The following is a 17,791-nucleotide window of genomic DNA, read 5'->3' as shown; positions in this document are numbered from 1 at the left end:
TTGCTACAATCCTATATTTGCGACTATATAAGCGATCATTATGAAAGTTAGAGCCTCTGTCCGCAAAATTTGTGAAAAATGCCGTGTTATTCGCCGCCGCGGACGCGTCATGGTGATTTGCACCAACCCCAAGCATAAGCAACGGCAAGGTTAATTTTGTTTATTCATTCAGTTTAGGGAGAACGACTTGTGGCCCGGATTGCTGGCGTAGATTTGCCCCGTGACAAGCGGGTAGAAATTGCCCTCACTTATATTTATGGCATTGGCCTAACCCGTTCCCAGGAAATCTTGGCAAAGACGGGGGTCAATCCTGACACGCGGGTAAAAGACCTAGTAGATGGCGATGTTTTGTCTCTCCGGCAAACGATTGACGAATACGATGTCGAGGGAGACTTACGTCGTATTGAAGCCATGAACATCAAACGATTGATGGATATTGGCACCTATCGAGGCCGTCGGCATCGGATGGGCTTACCTGTGCGAGGTCAGCGGACACGCACCAATGCGCGCACAAGGCGGGGGGCCAGACGGACTGTGGCCGGCAAGAAAAAAGCTGCGGCTAAGAAATAGGGCTTGGGAGTTTTTGATGCCTCCCTGTCACAGTTTGATCTCCCTTTTTGACTGTCAATTCCTTCACATGATTCAGGTTTAAGTTATGGCTCCATCCCCCAAACGTTCTGGCCCTCGCAAACAAAAGCGCAATGTCCCTAGCGGCGTGGCCCACATCCAATCCACTTTTAACAACACGATTATCTCGATTACAGACACCAACGGGGAGGTCATTTCTTGGGCCTCTGCCGGTTCCAGTGGCTTTAAGGGGGCCAAAAAAGGAACTCCCTTTGCGGCTCAAACTGCTGCCGATAGTGCGGCCCGGCGGGCGATTGATCAAGGAATGCGGCAGATTGAGGTAATGGTCAGCGGCCCAGGTTCGGGACGGGAAACCGCTATTCGCGCCCTCCAAGGTTCAGGCCTGGAAATCACCTTGATTCGGGATGTCACCCCCATTCCCCACAACGGTTGCCGGCCCCCCAAACGGCGGCGAGTTTAGAGCTAACAGCAGGAGAATTTGGCTCAATGTCTTATCAGATTGAATGTGTAGAAACTCGGGTTAATCCCGACTCCAGCCACTATGGTCGCTTTATCCTTCAACCCTTAGAACGGGGGCAGGGGATGACAGTTGGGAATGCCTTACGGCGCATCCTCTTATCGAGTTTGGTGGGAACGGCAGTAACGGCGGTACGAATTGCGGGTGTCACCCATGAATTTATGACCATTCCGGGGGTACGGGAAGATGTCATGGATATCCTCCTGCAGATGAAGCAGCTTGTTTTGCGCAGCTATACCAACGAATCTCAAATTGGTCGTCTCCATATCCAAGGGCCTGCGACCGTAACGGCCGATGATATTCAACTGTCTTCCGATGTCGAGGTGATTAATCCAGGCCACTACATTGCCACCTTAATGCCGGAAGCTACCTTGGAAATGGAATTTAAGATTGAGCGGGGGACTGGCTATCGGAGCATTGATCGCAGTCGAGACGATCGCTTAGCTCTCGACTATTTGCAACTAGATGCGGTGTTTATGCCTGTACAGAAGGTGAACTACACCGTTGATGATATTCGGGTTGGTGGGCCTGGGGAGGATGATCGACCCTTCAAGGATCGTTTGACCCTGGAAATTTGGACGAATGGCAGTATCAGCCCCCAAGAAGCATTGAGCCAATCGGCAAGCATTTTGGTGGAATTATTTAATCCCCTCAAGGAAGCTCCCCTCCATACGGCGGAACTCACCCGTGGGGATGACAATGATGAAGCCGGTCAAATCCAAATTGAAAGTTTGAATTTATCGGTGCGGGCCTACAACTGCTTGAAGCGGGCCCAAATTAATTCGGTGGCCGATCTCCTGGAATATTCCCAGGAAGACTTGCTTGAAATTAAGAACTTTGGGCAAAAGTCAGCGGAAGAAGTCATCGAAGCTTTGCAAAAGCATTTGGGGATTACTTTACCGCCCCAGAAACCAGCCCGTAATTAATGAAGTCGTGGAGGTACTGTTATGCGTCACCGTTGTCGTGTCCCCCAATTAAGTTTGCCTGCGGATCAGCGTAAGGCCCTGTTGCGGAGTTTGACCACCGAGTTAATTCGTCATGGTCGGATCACCACCACCAAAGTTCGGGCCAAGGCCGTCCAGGCTCATGCGGACAAAATGATCACCCTGGCTAAGGATGGATCACTAGCAGCGCGGCGGCAGGCCTTGGGATACATTTTTGACAAGAACTTAGTCCATTCCCTCTTTGCCCAGGCCCCTGAACGCTATGGCCAACGACCTGGTGGTTATACCCGGATTATCCGCACCGTCCGTCGGCGGGGTGATAATGCGGAAATGGCTGTGATTGAGTTAGTTTAACGAGCAACTATCATGGCAGGCCTGGTCGGAGATACACAACAGCGAATCGCCTTGGTTATTCAGTACCTGGGGACTCACTATCATGGCTGGCAATGGCAACCCCGACAACGGAGCATCCAGTCCGAAATTGAGTCGGCTATTAGTGGAGTGCTTGGTGAACCGGTTCGTTTACACGGGGCCGGTCGCACTGATACTGGGGTACACGCCGCTGCCCAAGTGGCCCATTTTGATACCAATGCTGTAATTCCTGCCCATCGCTGGCCAGCCATCCTCAATGGTCGGTTACCCAAGGACATTTTAGTTCGGGGGGCAGTGGCGGTTCCTTTGGCCTGGCACGCCCGGTTTTCCGCCATCTGGCGGCGCTATCGTTACACTCTCTATACTGATCCTTGTCCAAACCTGTTTATTGCTCCCTTAGCCTGGCATTACTACCATCACAGCTTAGATGTAGAGCAGATGCAGGCTGCCCTAGTCCCCCTCTTAGGGCAGCAGAACTTGGCCGCTTTTGAACGGGCTGGATCAAGTCGTCCCCATACTTGGGTGGAAGTTCAAGAAGTCTCCTGTCAACGGCGGGGGGCAGTGGTAGAAATTGAAGTCCAGGCCAGTGGCTTTCTTTACGGGATGATGCGGCTGTTGGTTGGCCTGCTGGTACAGGTTGGCTCTGGGCAGTGTTCTAGTTTGGACTTTACCCGGATTTGGCAGCAAAATTGTCGCAATGAAGTAAAGTATTCGGCTCCGGCCAAGGGGCTTTGCCTATTGCGGGTTGGCTATCCAGATTTTCCTCTGTCCCAGGAGGTGTGGTTTGATACCTTGCCTCGCTGGTGTCTATCCCCGGCTGATTCAGATTTGTCCATTGCTTGATCCCTTGCTTGATCACTGCCTAATCACCATGAGAATAATCCTATGACCACAACGAATCTAAATAAAACCTATTTACCCCCTGTCACGGAACTCGATCCCCAATGGTACGTCATTGATGCGGCCGATCAGCGGTTAGGGCGTTTGGCGACCGAAGCAGCCCGCGTGTTACGGGGAAAAAATAAACCCACCTATACCCCCCACATGGACGCAGGTGACTTTTTAGTGATTATCAACGCGGAGAAAGTGGCGGTTACGGGGAAAAAACGGAGCCAAAAAGTCTATCGCCGCCATTCGGGTCGGCCCGGCGGGATGAAAACGGAGACCTTTACCCAACTCCAGGCCCGGATTCCTGAGCGGATTATTGAGCAAGCGATCAAAGGGATGCTGCCCAAAAATTCCTTGGGACGGAAACTGTTCACTAAGCTGAAAGTCTATGCTGGCCCCAATCATCCCCACGCGGCCCAAAAGCCAGAAACCCTAACCATTTCTACGATCCCAGGAGTGTAATTCCATGCAAATTGCCGAATCTAAGCGCGCTGTTTATCTTGGTACGGGCCGGCGGAAGTCTTCGATTGCCAGGGTGCGTCTTGTCCCCGGTACGGGTCAACTGATCATCAATGATCGCCCTGGTGAGCAGTATCTCAATTTCAACCCTGGTTATATTGCCCTCGCCAAAGCTCCCTTAGAAACCTTGGGCCTGGAAAGTAGCTACGATATTTTGGTCAATGCCCACGGCGGTGGTTTAACCGGCCAGGCCGACTCCATTCGCTTAGGTGTTGCCCGGGCCTTATGCCAGTTGGATGGGGAAAATCGTAAACCCCTGAAAGTAGAAGGCTATCTGACTCGGGATCCACGGGCTAAGGAACGGAAAAAATATGGGTTGCGCAAAGCCCGCAAAGCCCCGCAATATTCCAAACGTTAATTTGGCAATTCGCAGCCTTTTAAAAATCAGCCAATCTTTTCTTGAAGCACATCGGAGCCTAACTATGCCCAAAGCAAATATTCATCCTGAGTGGTATCCCGAAGCCAAAGTTTACTGCAACGGCGAACTCGTCATGACCGTTGGCTCAACCAAACCGGAACTCCATGTGGATGTCTGGTCAGGGAATCATCCCTTCTTTACTGGAACTCAGAAAATTCTCGATGCTGAAGGTCGGGTCGAGCGATTCCGCCGGAAATATAGTCGGGAAGGGGCGGTCAAGGGCAATCGGCCGACCAAAGCCAAAGCGAGTAAAGACAAAAAATAAGCCTTGCCAAAAACCTAAATTCCACTGTGGCCATCTTTAGGGATGAATTTGTTCGAGAATTCCCCGGAGGCGGTCATAGTCTTCTTTGAGGAGAGTATTTAAGTTACGGCCGGCTTGGATTAACCAGGCCTGGTCATAGTTTTGCTGCTGATACATTTGCCGTAAAGTGGCCGCGATGACTGCATCCACTGGGCCGCCCCCGAAATGCAGAATTGTCCGTAAAAAGAGGGGATTTTGGGCAAACGGGCTGAGTTCCAAGCTAGTGCAGGGATAGACGGCTTGGTGGATCTGGGGGGGTTGAGGTGGGAGATGCTGATAAGTTTGTCCATTGCCTTGAAAGCCCATAATTGCCGTCCGAAATTCAGCTTTGATCATCGCAAAAATTTGGGGCTGCTCTAGGCGCAATTGCTGGAGGCTAAGTCCCAAGGCCTGGGCCCGATGAATAGAGTCCATCGGAGCAGCAGCAGCATAACAGACAATGGCATAAACCGCTTGCCCGCTCAGTTCATCAATGGTCTTAACCCAACTGCCTAGGGCTGGTAAAACCGGAAAATCTAAATTTGGACTCTCTAGACATTGGGCCGTAAACTCAGCTGTACTGGTAGCAATCACCTCCGCAAAGGGGGATATGGGTGTATCCTTTTTTTTCAAGTTCATGGATGAGTTGCCATACCAAGGTATTTAGGGAAGATCAGGGCACTGGCCATTATAGTGTTACTCAGATTTTTTCAAGAGAATATGAGGTTCAAAAGGATTGCTCATAAAATATTTCCCACCCCATCTCTGCCTAGTCCTAAATGAGCCATGTCCACTATCTAGATTAACCGTCAGTAAACCTGTTTATTGAACAAAGCCCAGGTAGCATTTCTCTTTGTTGCCTCGTCTCACATATCTAAGTTCTCAGTTAATAGTTCTATTCCTTAAGGTAATTTATGCTTGCCGCCAATCCATTCTGTTAAGCTGTGGCGGTCGGCGGAGTTAAATTTCGGACTAAACTAGAGGAAGCTGTTAAAGGTCATTGCCTATTGCATAACTGATGGGCATCCTCAGCTTTCCTAGGGTCTCTCTAGGGTTAAGGTTTAACATTACCTATGGGTTGATGGGTATGGCCCTAGGCTATAAGCATCCCGATAGTTCTTGGCAATCTTGTTAGGGCAAATGTTGTGGACAGTTATCGCCCTCTGTTCCAGTTGGCTGATGTGCGACCGTTGATTCAGTCTCTGGCGTGGGTTATGCGGGTTGGCGTGATCGGTGTGATGCTGGCCTGGGGACAGTCAATTCTTGTATTCGGGGCAGAGCGGGTTGTTGTCAGTTACTTCATTCTTGAACGCTCCATTAGCTTGTCAGAGTTAACCCACTATGCTGAAACTGGAAAGACCTCTAGACGTTTACGAGCCTATTTAGACGCTTTGGCCCCTCATCAACGGGAACAGCTACGCACAGCATTACAAGAACGATTAATCTTGGAGCCTGTGGCAGTGGCCCAGTTACTCTATTCACCCTTGGGTGAGGCAATGTTGGATCAGGTCAGTACGGTGGTTCAGTCAGAATCGCGCCAGGCCAATGCCCAAGCGTTACGCGCTGCCCTGATTCTCGCCGCTACAGATCCCCAAGGACTTTCGGCCTTGAGCTTAATTCGTCACTATCCAGCTAAAGCAATGCGGGTAGATTTAACCAAGGGCTTAGAAATTCTGAAAACCTTTCAATTGCTAGTGCGGCAGAGTCAATCTGTTTTGGCTAGCGTCCGTGAACAAAGCCGGGCTGAGGCGGCTAACCAGGCCCCGATTTCGCCCCAATCCATGCAGGCCTTAACGGAACCGGGGCCTTGGCGTGTCCAGATTCTTTCTTGGGCCGTTACTGATAATTCCTCAATCCGATTGGCGCGCACAGGCCAACCCCGCACCCTCAATGTAGAGATCTATCTACCCACGCCGCCCCCACCCACCCCGATTCCCCTGGTGGTGATTTCCCACGGTTTAGGTGCCGATCGCTATAGTTATGCCTATTTGGGGGAACATTTGGCCTCCCATGGTTTGGCGGTGGCAGCCATTGAACATCCGGGTAGCTCAATGCAACAGTTATTGTCCTTTTCAGGGGGGGACTCGGACAGTCTGCGGGCTGGGCAGGAATTTATTGATCGTCCCTTGGATATTTCATTTATTTTGAATCAGTTAAGCCAATATCCCGCCTATTTACGGCCTTGGCCAGGACGTGTCAACCCCCAAGAAGTACTAGTGATTGGGCAATCCTTTGGTGGATATACGGCCTTAAGATTGGCAGGCGCAGCCTTAAATCGAGCCAAACTGAAGCAAAACTGTCCACCCTCCCTTAGTGTCTCCCTGAATGTCTCACTCCTCCTCCAATGCCAGGCCCTGTCCCTTCCTCCAGATACGGGTACCTTGACTGACCCTCGCGTCAAGGCCGTTTTGGCCATCAACCCCATCAGTAGCAAGATTTTTGGCCCGGCTGGATTAGCGGCGGTACGCGTTCCCGTGATGATAGTTGCTGGGAGTGCCGATACCATTGCCCCAGCCCTAGCCGAACAGGTACTTCCCTTTACTTGGCTCAAGACTCCCCACCGCTATCTGGTCTTGATGGATGAGGCGACCCATTTTTCTACCATTGGCCAATCCCGATCTGATACTGCAGGGATGCCGATCCCAATAGCTCTAATTGGCCCGACTCCACGACAATCGCGATATTATTTACGGGCGTTGAGTTTAGCCTTTGTGAATACCTATCTTCACCAGGATCGATCGATGGAGGTCTATCTGAGTGCGGCGGCGGCCCAGGCCTTGAGTCAACCTCCCTTAACCATTCACATTACCCAGGCCTGGAATGCGACAGCCCTCAACTCTGCGTTGCAAAACCTAGATCAACCTGTTTCACCCCCTCCTGTTATGCTGGCCCACTAGAGCTTATGGTTTTCATGCGCACCATTGCCGAAATTAACGCCAAAATCCAAGCTGGCACAGCGACGGTTTGGACAGTCGATCAGGTGAAAGCCCAGGCCAAGGAGTTGGGGATTCCTGAAATTGCCAAACAGGTGGATGTGGTAACCACCGGCACCTTTGAAGCGATGGAAGCATCAGGGGGGATGATCAACCTGGGGCCAACGGATCCGCCGATTAAGCTTCGGCAATGCTGGTTAGATGGGGTTCCGGCCTATACGGGGTTTGGGGCTGTGGATTTGTACATTGGGGCAGCCAAGGCGGTGGAATCTCCCCTCGAAACAGACACGGAAGAACGGGGCGGGGGGCAGGTCATTGCCAATCTCATTGCCGGGAAGCCAGTCCAACTGCGGGCGACGGGACAAGTGACGGACTGTTATCCACGGGCCAGCTTTGAAACCACAATTACCAAAGACACCATCAACCAGTTTTATCTCTATAATCCCCGAAATCTTTATCAGAACTTTATTGTTGGGGTTAATGGCGGGGAACGTCTGCTCCATACCTATCTGGGTCCTTTACAACCCCAATTGGGTAATGCTGTTTATGCCCATCCGGGGGCTTCGGCTCCGTTGTTGAATGATCCCCACCTGCGTTTAATTGGGATTGGGACGCGGATTTTTTTAGGCGGTGGGATTGGCTATGTGGCCTGGGAAGGGACGCAACATTTTCCCTTACAAAAACGCCTAGAAAATCAAACTCCCATTGGCCCAGCGGCGACTCTGGCTTTAATTGGTGATGCCAAAACCATGACGCCTGAATGGGTGCGGGGCTGCTATTTTAAGCATTATGGCTCCTCTTTAATGTTAGGAGTGGGAATTCCCCTGCCAGTTTTGGATGAACGGGTTATTTATCACTGTGCGGTACAAGATGAGGATGTGGTGGCCCCGGTGGTGGATTTTTCGATTCCGCGTCGAGTCCGTCCCACCTTTGGCCTGGTCAGCTATGCACAACTCAAGTCTGGGAAGATCAAAATTGAAGGAAAAACCGTCCGTACTGCGCCGTTAAGTAGTATTTATCTCGGTCGGCAAGTTGCCAAAGAACTCCAGGCCTGGATCCAAGCGGGAAAATTTTTATTAACCGAACCCGTTGCCCCCTTGGCTATGGATCGGGCCTTTCTTCCCCAAAACCTCTGGGAAAGCTAGATAGCCAAACGGAAATTTAAGGAGCTGTTTGTGCAGACGGCTTTCCGGGGGATAATCAAAGGGAATGGCTGTTCACCGCCAAATGCCTGATGACTCAAGCCCGTGATGGTACTGTCAAGCCATAATTTCTAGAGGAGTCAAAATCTGGCCATTATTCTATTAATTGTTGTGGTTTCTGATGATTGTTCAAGAGGATTTTCGCGATTTGGGCTGTGGAGAATGTTTGCACGGGGCGGATCTGGGCTTTGACTTTACCATGGCCTTCCAACCGATTGTGAATATTCAAACCCAGAGCATTTTTGCCTACGAAGCCCTTGTGCGCGGCCTCCATCAAGAACCAGCCGGGATGATTTTAGAGAAAATTAATCAAACCAATCGCTATCGCTTCGACCAGGCCTGTCGGGTCAAGGCCATCAAGCTGGCATCAGAGTTAGAAATGCCCTGCTACTTGAGCATTAACTTTCTGCCCAATGCCGTGTATCGCCCAGAGTTATGTATTCGGACAACATTAGCCGCTGCTGATGAATATGGGTTTCCCATTGACCAAATTATTTTTGAAATTACAGAAGGGGAACGGGTTGATGACCAGGCCCATTTACGGGAAATCATTGAATACTATCAAAAACGGGGCTTTAAGACAGCCATTGATGACTTTGGGGCCGGCTATTCGGGTCTCAACTTGTTAGCAGAGTTTCAAACAGATTTTCTCAAGTTGGATATGGCCCTCATTCGCCACATTGAAACGGATCCAATTCGCCAGGCTATTGTTAAAGGAATTTTGCACGTTTGCCGGGATTTAGGAATTACCCCGATTGCCGAAGGAATTGAAACCGCCGCCGAACTAACCTCGATCCAGGAGATGGGCATTGAACTGGTGCAGGGCTATTACTTTGCCAAACCCGCCTTTGAAGCCTTAGGCCAACCAGAGTGGGGTTCTGCTCTATCTCCAAGAACGTAAAATCATTTCAAAATATATCATTCCTAAAAATTTAGATTTACAATTATTGACGGTATCCTAGTTTGATCTAGCCCGATACAGGAACAAATCCTTATACCTGATTTGAAACGGTCTTCATTCATAGTTGAGATAAAGACTCCCATAGCGGGGATAAATCAAATCATGGATAGAAATGAGATGGAAAGAGCGAATTGGAAACTGCTTCGGGAATACAAAGATGCTCAAGGAAATGTTCATCTAGAGTATCGAGATGCACAAGGAAAAGTTCGTGCTTATAAAATGGGCTATATGGATAATCAGCTGATTGAGGAAGAATGGCAAAATCATCGCGAAAAACAGGCCGATAGAAATATCTCAAAAGGAGTTTTGATGGGGATTATTGTGGCTTGTGTGGGAGGTTTGGTCGCTGGTACTGTTTACATGATGACTCGTCCCAACGTTCCTCAGCCTGCTGCTGTCATTGTTCCTAACTATGCCAAGTCTCCTCTGTCTTCTGCGCCACAAACCCAGGTTAATGAGAAGCCCAACGTTACCATTGTGAACATTCCCCAGCCCCCCGGCACACCATCAGCCACCAATAATATGAACCAGCCTGTTACCGCCCCCAAGCCAGCGACTGCTAATCCCAGTTCTGTTGCGGCTAAACCCTTGGTTGCCACTGCACCAGCTAACGAAACCGCCCTCACCCCCAGCCAAATTAATAACACTCTCAAAAATGCGGCGATCAAGCAATTACAAGCGTCTTTCCCGAATAATCAGTTAGTGGTTGAGGTCAAAGACACAAATATCACGGTCTCTGGGACGACGCAAACCGCGGCACAATTACAACAAATTCAACCCACGCTGTCGTCTATTCAGGGCATTGGCAAAATCACAGTTACTGCCACCGTTAAAGATAATTAGGCTAGCAAAGATAATTTGTAATGTGATTAAAGGCTGAAAACACCTCTGCTATCGGGATACTAATTTTTTTATCTCATAGTCGTTAATAGTTTGCGAAGTTGACTTTAGTCTTAAAAATCGGATCAAGTCGTGCCTAAGAGTACCCACCAACAGGCCCCGGCAATCAGGCCAATGCCCAACTGATGGGGCCAAAGAAGGTTCCAGGATTGACGGGCAATTTTTTGACTCAACCAGAGACTCACCCCCAGGCCAAACAGAAGCGTTACCCCTTGTAAAAAGGCAATCACCGCTGGATGCGCGACGAGGATCGGCAAATTGTAGCTATTGAAACCCATCGTTGCGGCTGTCACAGGTAAAAGTTTGCCGCCTTCTCCCAGGCCCCAAGGTAGGTAATGGGCTAAATTTCCGGCCCAGACCAAAGGTAAATAGCCATAGGCCAACTCCAACCAAGACCGGGGTTTTAGTTTTGGAGCCAAAAGCCAAGTGATGCCATAGGCGAGGAGGGGAATCAGGGCCGCAATCAGTAAAACAACCACAGAAGCCAGGCCATGAAACCAGAATTGCTCCAAATGCCAGTTAAAGCCACTCAACCGTTCTAAATCCGGTAAATGATGGAGAAAAATACCGCCCAACAGCAACAATAACAGGGCAATTTCGGCATGGCGGGGCGTATGAGTTGTCCAGAGTTCAATGCCGGGGGGGCGCAAATTTAAGGCTACAGACCGATGGGGACAGGCCTGGAGACAAGTCATACATAAAACACAATCGCGGTTATCTACTAATTGGGCTGGATGGGAATAGAGGGGACAGCCATTCGTTTCTAACCCTTCCCCCAGAGCAGGGCCGCCTTTATAGCATTGGTAGGTTGTACATTCTGCGCCACAAGTCCCCTGCTGGGCCCGGAGTTCCGTCATAGAAAGCTTGGCAAATAGGCCATTCATCCCCCCAATCGGGCAGAGATAGCGACACCAAAATCGCCGTTCAAAGCGCAAGGAGCCAATCACAGCCCCGCCCGTAATTAGGAGTAAAAGCCAACTGGACAGAGCGGCCGTATTCGGTAGATCCCAGAGTTCTTCCCATAAAAAAATGAGGGCAAACAGGCCAAATAAAAACCAAGCCCCATATTTTTCGGCGGTTTGTCTTGGCCATTTTTGTAAGGTGCGGGGAAAGAGCCAGAGAGAGAGTTTTTGGGTCAGTTCGCCATAAATCATGAATGGACAAACAGCGCACCACAGCCGCCCAACAAAGGGAAAGCCAATCAGGATCAATGGCCACCACCAACACCAAAACAAATTCAGAGCAAAATTTTGATTCCGAGTTTGCGGTCCCCAAAAGAGAATGGCTACCACGGCCGCAAACACCCAGGTTGTGATCCCATAGTTGATCCAGTTGGGCCATGCGGGACTCCTCAGGAAACTCCGTAACCAGGGATAGGCATTGAGTAAATTGACTCGAAAGCGGCGTTTTTTTCCCTCAGCGGCCCAGAATACTTCCTCGGTTAACTCCCCTTCAATGCCGCGTTGGTTGATGGCTCGCTCCACCAGGCCGGCCAGTTCTCTTAAATTTCCGGGAAAGTCATAGCTTTGTAAGCGGCGGAGGGCTTCTGGGGTGAGGGAAACTCTTTGGCAACAGCGGGCCCGACAAATCAGGCTGATGTAATAGTCCACATGGGCTTCAATATCGGCCTTGCGGACGCGTAAGGGAGGTACTTTAATCGTGGTGGAGATGACCTTTTCCAAACGAGTATCTGCTTTTTCGGCAATTAAAATAATCCGGGCCTGGTTGCGACTCAAGGCAATTTCAGGGCTAGACTCCGTTGACCCAACTGGTTGATAGGTATTCGTTTTTAAGAGATTGAGAATCGCTGGCCATAGGGGCGGAGGTAAATCTTGAATATTGTTGAGGATGATGGTTCCCGTTCCCACCCAGGCCAAGAGTCCTGGTTTTCCCCCAGATCGGCCAAAAAGTTCTGCTCCACTCAGTTGCAGTTTGTCACAGGCAATTTTGATGAGGGGTTGTCGCCGTTGCCGGGAGCCGAAGTGGATCAGTGCCGCCATGTTATCTTTTTCCAGGCCCGGTTCGCCAAAAATCAGCACATTCTCCTGGCCTTGGGCTGCGGTTTTAAGCTGTTGCCGGAGTTGGACTGCATACCGACTTTTGCCAATAATCCCGCGCTTGGCCTGGGGAACAATGTAGGGGCGGAGAATGTGTTGGCGTTCCTGCTCTAGGCTGAGTTGATTGGTGAGAGTTGTCACCGCTGCGGCTAGTTGCTGGGAGAGGGCCTGGGACAGTTCCGGGTGCTGGTTAATCAGTTCGGTTAGTTTTTCCTGTGGTAATAACCAGAGTTCAGCATCGGTTAGGGCGGTAATTGGGTTGGTAATCGGTTGCTGGAGGAGAAGTTCGGCCCAAAATAAAACTGCGCCCGGAAAGAGGATTTCAGTTTGTCCCAGGCCTGTCCCGGTTTGACTTTCTAACTCACCCGTAATTAACAAAAATAATCCCAGTGGCCTGGTGTTGGGAGGAGTAAGGCGTTGATCAGCACCCAGAAAAACTAATTCTAAGTGAGTCGCAATGGTTTCTTGCAAGGAATTACTGAGGGCAGCAAACAGTGGTTGTGATTGGAGCCAAGCCAAAGCAGTATCAGGAGTCATGGCAAATCCAGACCAAGGGTATCTCCATTATCCCAGTCCGTAAGGGTGACGTACTCTCTCCTCCCAGGGGGATCTGCTGGTTGTTTGTGGCAGGGGTTCAGATTAGAGATGCATCGTTCTTAGAACAAGGAACGTTGATTAACCAGGCCAGGATTTTCCTATGGCTGCTTTTTTGAAGATTTAGCATTCTGGCAGCCAGTTTTCGGTTAAGACCTGTTCTAAAGGGTATGGACACACCTCTGGAAATCGGGCAACCTTGATCCCAGTTTGTGCCGCAGCTTGAGACCAGGCCCGTTGATAACTCGCGGCAAGTTGTAGGGCTGGAAAACTTTTTAAGCTCGGACTGTCCTCAATCGCCAATTCAATCTGAGTCCGGGCATCCGTAATCGAGTCTAACCAACTATCGGAGCGGCACTGGTTGATATTGCCATCTAAGCAAATGGAGCAAAAGACGAGTGAGTTGACTGGCAATTCCCCGTCGTTCACTTTTCCCCAAGCTTTCAACCTCGTCAATCAAATTTGAGACATCAATTTCCTGCCAACGCTGCTCCCTTAATAACTGGACTGTTTGGTTAATCCATGGACTAAAATCTGTTAGATATTGCTCGCTCATGTTCACGCTAATTGTTATTTGAGGGTGCTAATCCAGGCCTGGACATCTGCAAGTGCATTGAAATCAAAGATAGCTTCAGCCAGGGATTCAAGCTGGGCCTGGGATAGAGATTGAATTTGGGATTCTAAAGTTGTGGGTATAGGGCCAAAACGACGTTTTAACACTCGCATCAAAATTGCTAACTCCCCTTCTTGTCGTCCTTCTTCAACTCCTTCAGCCTTGACCTCTTGATAAAAGCGGGTATTTTTCAGTTCTGTCCTGGTAAATCCAAGCATTTCTCTTACCTCATCCCGACTTAGATTTGTGAACTTATACACCATGATTGTAGTCAGTAACTCGATGATGGCGGGTTGGGCCTGGGCTTTTTGGGCAAGCTGACGGGCAAATGTTGGGGCTTTATCCGAAGATGTAATTGTCAGTTTCATCAAGTTTAAGGGCAATGAGTCCGTTTCCCCCAATTCATCTAAATAAATCCGATGAACTTTTCCACTCTGAAGTAATGCCTGATATAAACTAGTGTCCCGTTGCTCGGCCAGGCGATTGGGATAAATGACGGCGGCTTGCCAATCTTGCAGGGTGGTTCGGTAGCGATACAAGTGAATAAACAGTTCACTAAAAAAACGCTCATAAAACTGTTCATCTTTCTGAAACTGAACTTCTAAGAAATAAACGATACTTGGCTCGGAGTCTGTAGAGGGGAGCAAAATACCATCAAGTTCAAAGGCCGTTTCTTTTAGGGTTACTGAGATAAATTGATAATTTTTGGCGTGATTAGGGGCAACACCCATCAGTTCAAAAAGGCAAGTGGGAAATTGCTGAAGTATTTGGTAGTAAATAGAGTCACGGCGCATGAATGGATTGATCGAAAACTATCAATTTGAGTCATTAGGGGCTGGCAAGGGAAATTGTTCACCCGCTAAATAGGCTTCAAAGTTCTGGGCAAAATATCGCCAGGAGGTCATGTCTTCGGTATCAAGTTTCTGGGGCGGGGCCTGGGTGAACAAGGGTAATCGGGTTTGAATTTGCTCTTGAATCAGGCGCGGTAACTGATCAAATTGCATGACCTTGCGACCACTGGCACTATAAATCATCTGGCCAGGCCAGGCCCCCATCTTCATCCACGGCAACCACGGCCCAATCCGGCTCCAGGCCAAGAGCAATTTCTCAATGCAGGGCGGGTCAGGGTTCAAAATCTCAGCTGTTGGTACGGTCAGCTTAAAAAGTTCTACCGCTTGATACAGGGCCTGGGGGCTATAGTCCTGAAATTTGGGATCATCCGCTAGGGAATTGGGATAGTTAGGAAATAGATCAAAAATAAACGTCGTGGTTTCCGGTGTGACGAGAGCGGGGAAATCATGGCGAAACCGGCCTTGCACTGGACTATTAGCCACATGAACAACGGTAACTGTCTCATCTGTCCAGGGATTATGCCAACGATGCAGCAATTCACCGGATTTGGGATCAAGGTAAAAGAGTAATTCCCGTGAGGTAAAGTCCCACCCCCCCTCAGGATGTGCTAAACACCGGGCCGCACTCATGCCGACAATATCGAATAAATGCTGCTTCTTTTCCCCAGGGACAAGACTGTAGATCGCCCCTTGCCAAACAATAAACGCGGTTTCTTCCGTTAAGCTGGCCCGTACCCGGACAAAATCCCGCGCTGGAAATTCATGCCAAATCGCCTCACCTGCTGGAACTTGACTGAAATCAGGGAGACTCATTAACCCTACTGGATGAGAGGAATAACTTAACCTGAAATGACTTTAGCTGCCGCTACCACACCCGCCCCTGGAACAAAGGACTCATAGCCCAATTCCCGTAACGAAGCTTCCAGGCCAGCAATCGCCGCCAAAATATCTCGGTCACAGACAAAACCCAAATGCCCAATCCGAAACACTTGCCCCTTGAGGTGATCCTGCCCGCCCGCTAAGACAATATCAAAGCGTTTTTTCATAATCGAGCGAATTTTCTCGGCATCAATCCCTTTTGGAGCCACCGCTGTAATGGCTGGACTGGCTGAATCATCCGGGGCATAGAGGTCTAAATTCAAGGCTTTAATCGCGGCTCGCATGGCCTGGGTCAGTCGGGCATGACGGGCAAAAATATTCTCTAATCCCTCGGCTTTCATGATTTCCAGAGCTACATCTAAGGCAAAGAACAGATTGATCGCGGGTGTGTAGGGTGTGGTGTTTTTAGCCGCATCTTTGCGATATTTGCCCAAATCCAAATAAAACTTGGGTAATTTTGCGGTTGTGTAGGCTTCCCAGGCCTTGGCACTGACCGAAACAAACCCTAACCCTGGCGGCATCATGTAACCTTTTTGGGAACCCGACCCGACCACATCCAGGCCCCAGGCATCTACGGGTACTGATACGGCCCCAAGACTGGTGACAGCATCGACAATAATCAGCGCGCCATGGGCTTTGACATGGTGATTAATGGCTTCGAGATCGTTGAGCACCCCCGTAGAAGTCTCGCTGTGGGTAATGACAACAGCTTTGATGGTTTTAGCGGTATCAGCCTCGAGAGCCGCTTTGAAATCATCGGGATTGAGGGGCGTTCCCCAAGGAGATTTGACTTCCTGCACATCCAGACCATAGGCCAAGGCCACTTCTGCCCAGCGTTCCCCAAATTTCCCATTGGAGCCGACTAAGACTCGATCCCCTGGACTGAGGAAATTGATCAGCCCGGCTTCCATTGCTCCGGTACCACTGGAGGCCAAAATCAGAACATCATTTTCTGTTTGATGCAGCCACTTCAGGCCTTGGGTAACGCGGGCAAAAATCTGGCTAAATTCTCCACTGCGATGGCCCATCGGATGAGTACCTAGGGCGCGTAGAACAGATTCCGGCACCGGAGTCGGGCCTGGGATCATGAGCATGGATTTATCTTTCATTCAACTCAAACCTAAGCGCAATCGCAGTAGAGATAGATTTTGATTCTAGAACATCAACCTAAGCTGACCAATGGGCGGCTACATATTCAGCCAAATCCAGCACCCGTTGGCTATAGCCCCATTCGTTGTCATACCAGGCCACCACCTTAACCATGTTGCCACCCATGACCATCGTTAAGGAGGCATCTAAAATCGAGGAGGCCGGATGCCCACGATAATCACTAGAAACCAATTCCAAATCGCTGTAGTGGATGATCCCTTTCATGTTGGTTTCAGCGGCCTGTTTCAGAGTTTCATTCACCTGCTCAGCTAAGGTAGGAGTTTCCACTTCCGCGACAAAGTCCACCACCGAAACATTGGGAGTTGGCACCCGTAGCGCAATCCCGTTGAGTTTGCCTTGTAACTCGGGGATCACCAGGCCGACTGCTTTAGCTGCCCCAGTTGAAGTGGGGACAATGTTCATCGCTGCCGCCCGGGCCCGCCGTAAATCCCGGTGACTGGCATCCAATAACCGCTGATCCCCGGTGTAGCTGTGGGTGGTGGTCATCATCCCCTGTTTGATTTTGAACCGTTCATGGAGGACTTTCACAATCGGAGCTAAACAGTTGGTCGTGCAACTGGCATTACTGAGGATGGTTTCGTTGGGATCATAATCAGTATGATTCACGCCGACAACATACATCGGCACATTGCCTTTACCGGGAGCCGTAATTAGGACTTTTTTGGCTCCCGCGTTGACGTGCTTACTTGCCCCATCGCGGCTGACAAATACCCCAGTGGATTCAATAATCAGATCAATATCCCATTCTTTCCAGGGCAAGTTTTCGGGGTTACGATCCGAGACGCATTTCACCGTTTCGCCGTCAGCATAGATACAATTATCATCAGCACTGATCTCGACATCATTAAACGTACCCAACATTGAGTCGTAACGCAGCAAGTGAGCATTAGTCCGGGGATCAGACGTATCGTTAATGGCAACAATATTAAGTTTGCTATTCGCTTTCCGTTGTAGCCAGCAGCGCATAAAGTTACGCCCGATCCGGCCAAAACCATTAATTGCGACTCTAACCACCTGATTCCTTCCTCGTATCAAAAACTACGTCAAAAAAATTTGGTTGCAAAACCCCATTCCAGGAATGCCCTAGATCATATCCTAAGGG

At 49.7% G+C, this 17,791-nt stretch carries 19 protein-coding genes and 1 pseudogene; 13 read left to right on the top strand and 7 right to left on the bottom strand.

All coding sequences use genetic code 11. The features are described 5' to 3' along the window. Positions 1–40 precede the first annotated feature (40 nt). The 9 genes from rpmJ to rpmE all read left to right on the top strand — a co-directional run bounded on the left by rpmJ (position 41) and on the right by rpmE (position 4,511). Positions 41–154 carry a 50S ribosomal protein L36 gene (rpmJ, locus tag SYN6312_RS19145; RefSeq protein WP_015125759.1) on the top strand — a complete coding sequence of 38 codons (114 nt, stop codon included), beginning with the start codon at positions 41–43 and terminating at the stop codon, positions 152–154. A 35-nt stretch (positions 155–189) separates the two neighbouring features. Then, a complete protein-coding gene (rpsM, locus tag SYN6312_RS15055) occupies positions 190–570 on the top strand; it encodes a 30S ribosomal protein S13 (RefSeq protein WP_015125758.1) in 381 nt (126 codons plus the stop codon). 85 nt (positions 571–655) lie between these two features. Next, the gene (rpsK, locus tag SYN6312_RS15050; RefSeq protein WP_015125757.1) at positions 656–1,048 is read left to right on the top strand and encodes a 30S ribosomal protein S11; all 393 of its coding nucleotides are present in this window, start codon (positions 656–658) and stop codon (positions 1,046–1,048) included. A 26-nt stretch (positions 1,049–1,074) separates the two neighbouring features. Beyond that, positions 1,075–2,031 (top strand): DNA-directed RNA polymerase subunit alpha, encoded by a 957-nt coding sequence (locus SYN6312_RS15045; RefSeq protein ID WP_015125756.1) that lies wholly within the window; start codon positions 1,075–1,077, stop codon positions 2,029–2,031. Positions 2,032–2,052: 21 nt separating this feature from the next. After that, the gene (gene rplQ / locus SYN6312_RS15040; protein ID WP_015125755.1) at positions 2,053–2,403 is read left to right on the top strand and encodes a 50S ribosomal protein L17; all 351 of its coding nucleotides are present in this window, start codon (positions 2,053–2,055) and stop codon (positions 2,401–2,403) included. A 12-nt stretch (positions 2,404–2,415) separates the two neighbouring features. Next, positions 2,416–3,264, top strand: a complete 849-nt coding sequence (gene truA / locus SYN6312_RS15035) for a tRNA pseudouridine(38-40) synthase TruA (RefSeq protein WP_015125754.1) — start codon at positions 2,416–2,418, stop codon at positions 3,262–3,264. 42 nt (positions 3,265–3,306) lie between these two features. Beyond that, on the top strand, positions 3,307–3,771 hold the full coding sequence (gene rplM, locus SYN6312_RS15030) for a 50S ribosomal protein L13 (RefSeq protein ID WP_015125753.1): 465 nt from the start codon (positions 3,307–3,309) through the stop codon (positions 3,769–3,771). 4 nt (positions 3,772–3,775) lie between these two features. Further along, positions 3,776–4,186, top strand: a complete 411-nt coding sequence (gene rpsI / locus SYN6312_RS15025) for a 30S ribosomal protein S9 (protein ID WP_015125752.1) — start codon at positions 3,776–3,778, stop codon at positions 4,184–4,186. Between the two features lie 64 nt (positions 4,187–4,250). After that, positions 4,251–4,511 carry a 50S ribosomal protein L31 gene (gene rpmE / locus SYN6312_RS15020; RefSeq protein WP_015125751.1) on the top strand — a complete coding sequence of 87 codons (261 nt, stop codon included), beginning with the start codon at positions 4,251–4,253 and terminating at the stop codon, positions 4,509–4,511. A 36-nt stretch (positions 4,512–4,547) separates the two neighbouring features. Here rpmE and SYN6312_RS15015 read toward each other — a convergent pair whose 3' ends face one another. Then, positions 4,548–5,168: a hypothetical protein gene (locus tag SYN6312_RS15015; RefSeq protein ID WP_015125750.1), complete on the bottom strand. Its 621-nt coding sequence runs from the start codon at positions 5,166–5,168 to the stop codon at positions 4,548–4,550. Positions 5,169–5,674: 506 nt separating this feature from the next. Between SYN6312_RS15015 and SYN6312_RS15010 the strand changes: the two genes are divergently transcribed. From SYN6312_RS15010 to SYN6312_RS14995, 4 genes are all read left to right on the top strand, one after another. Next, the gene (locus SYN6312_RS15010) at positions 5,675–7,426 is read left to right on the top strand and encodes an alpha/beta hydrolase (RefSeq protein ID WP_015125749.1); all 1,752 of its coding nucleotides are present in this window, start codon (positions 5,675–5,677) and stop codon (positions 7,424–7,426) included. Positions 7,427–7,440: 14 nt separating this feature from the next. After that, positions 7,441–8,607: a homocysteine biosynthesis protein gene (locus tag SYN6312_RS15005; protein ID WP_015125748.1), complete on the top strand. Its 1,167-nt coding sequence runs from the start codon at positions 7,441–7,443 to the stop codon at positions 8,605–8,607. Between the two features lie 178 nt (positions 8,608–8,785). Next, positions 8,786–9,565, top strand: a complete 780-nt coding sequence (locus SYN6312_RS15000; protein ID WP_015125747.1) for an EAL domain-containing protein — start codon at positions 8,786–8,788, stop codon at positions 9,563–9,565. 177 nt (positions 9,566–9,742) lie between these two features. Continuing rightward, positions 9,743–10,468 (top strand): hypothetical protein, encoded by a 726-nt coding sequence (locus SYN6312_RS14995; protein WP_015125746.1) that lies wholly within the window; start codon positions 9,743–9,745, stop codon positions 10,466–10,468. A gap of 122 nt (positions 10,469–10,590) precedes the next feature. On the opposite strand, the gene SYN6312_RS14990 is transcribed toward SYN6312_RS14995, so the two are convergent. From SYN6312_RS14990 to SYN6312_RS14965, 6 genes and pseudogenes are all read right to left on the bottom strand, one after another. After that, positions 10,591–13,119 (bottom strand): sigma 54-interacting transcriptional regulator, encoded by a 2,529-nt coding sequence (locus tag SYN6312_RS14990; protein WP_015125745.1) that lies wholly within the window; start codon positions 13,117–13,119, stop codon positions 10,591–10,593. Between the two features lie 180 nt (positions 13,120–13,299). Then, positions 13,300–13,732: pseudogene (locus SYN6312_RS14985) on the bottom strand (DUF29 domain-containing protein). A gap of 14 nt (positions 13,733–13,746) precedes the next feature. Next, the gene (locus tag SYN6312_RS14980; protein WP_015125744.1) at positions 13,747–14,583 is read right to left on the bottom strand and encodes an Rpn family recombination-promoting nuclease/putative transposase; all 837 of its coding nucleotides are present in this window, start codon (positions 14,581–14,583) and stop codon (positions 13,747–13,749) included. A gap of 21 nt (positions 14,584–14,604) precedes the next feature. Then, positions 14,605–15,453 carry a DUF1838 domain-containing protein gene (locus SYN6312_RS14975; RefSeq protein ID WP_015125743.1) on the bottom strand — a complete coding sequence of 283 codons (849 nt, stop codon included), beginning with the start codon at positions 15,451–15,453 and terminating at the stop codon, positions 14,605–14,607. 26 nt (positions 15,454–15,479) lie between these two features. Continuing rightward, complete coding sequence (locus SYN6312_RS14970; protein ID WP_015125742.1) at positions 15,480–16,628, bottom strand: alanine--glyoxylate aminotransferase family protein; 1,149 nt, start codon at positions 16,626–16,628, stop codon at positions 15,480–15,482. 58 nt (positions 16,629–16,686) lie between these two features. Further along, entirely contained in the window at positions 16,687–17,703 is a 1,017-nt protein-coding gene (locus SYN6312_RS14965; RefSeq protein ID WP_015125741.1) for a type I glyceraldehyde-3-phosphate dehydrogenase, read from the bottom strand. Between the last annotated feature and the right edge of the window lie 88 nt (positions 17,704–17,791).

The sequence above is a fragment of the Synechococcus sp. PCC 6312 genome, assembly GCF_000316685.1.
GTDB lineage: Bacteria > Cyanobacteriota > Cyanobacteriia > Thermosynechococcales > Thermosynechococcaceae > Pseudocalidococcus.
The sequence above is the reverse complement of the archived record's forward strand: the minus strand, read 5'-3'. Positions and strand labels throughout refer to the sequence as shown.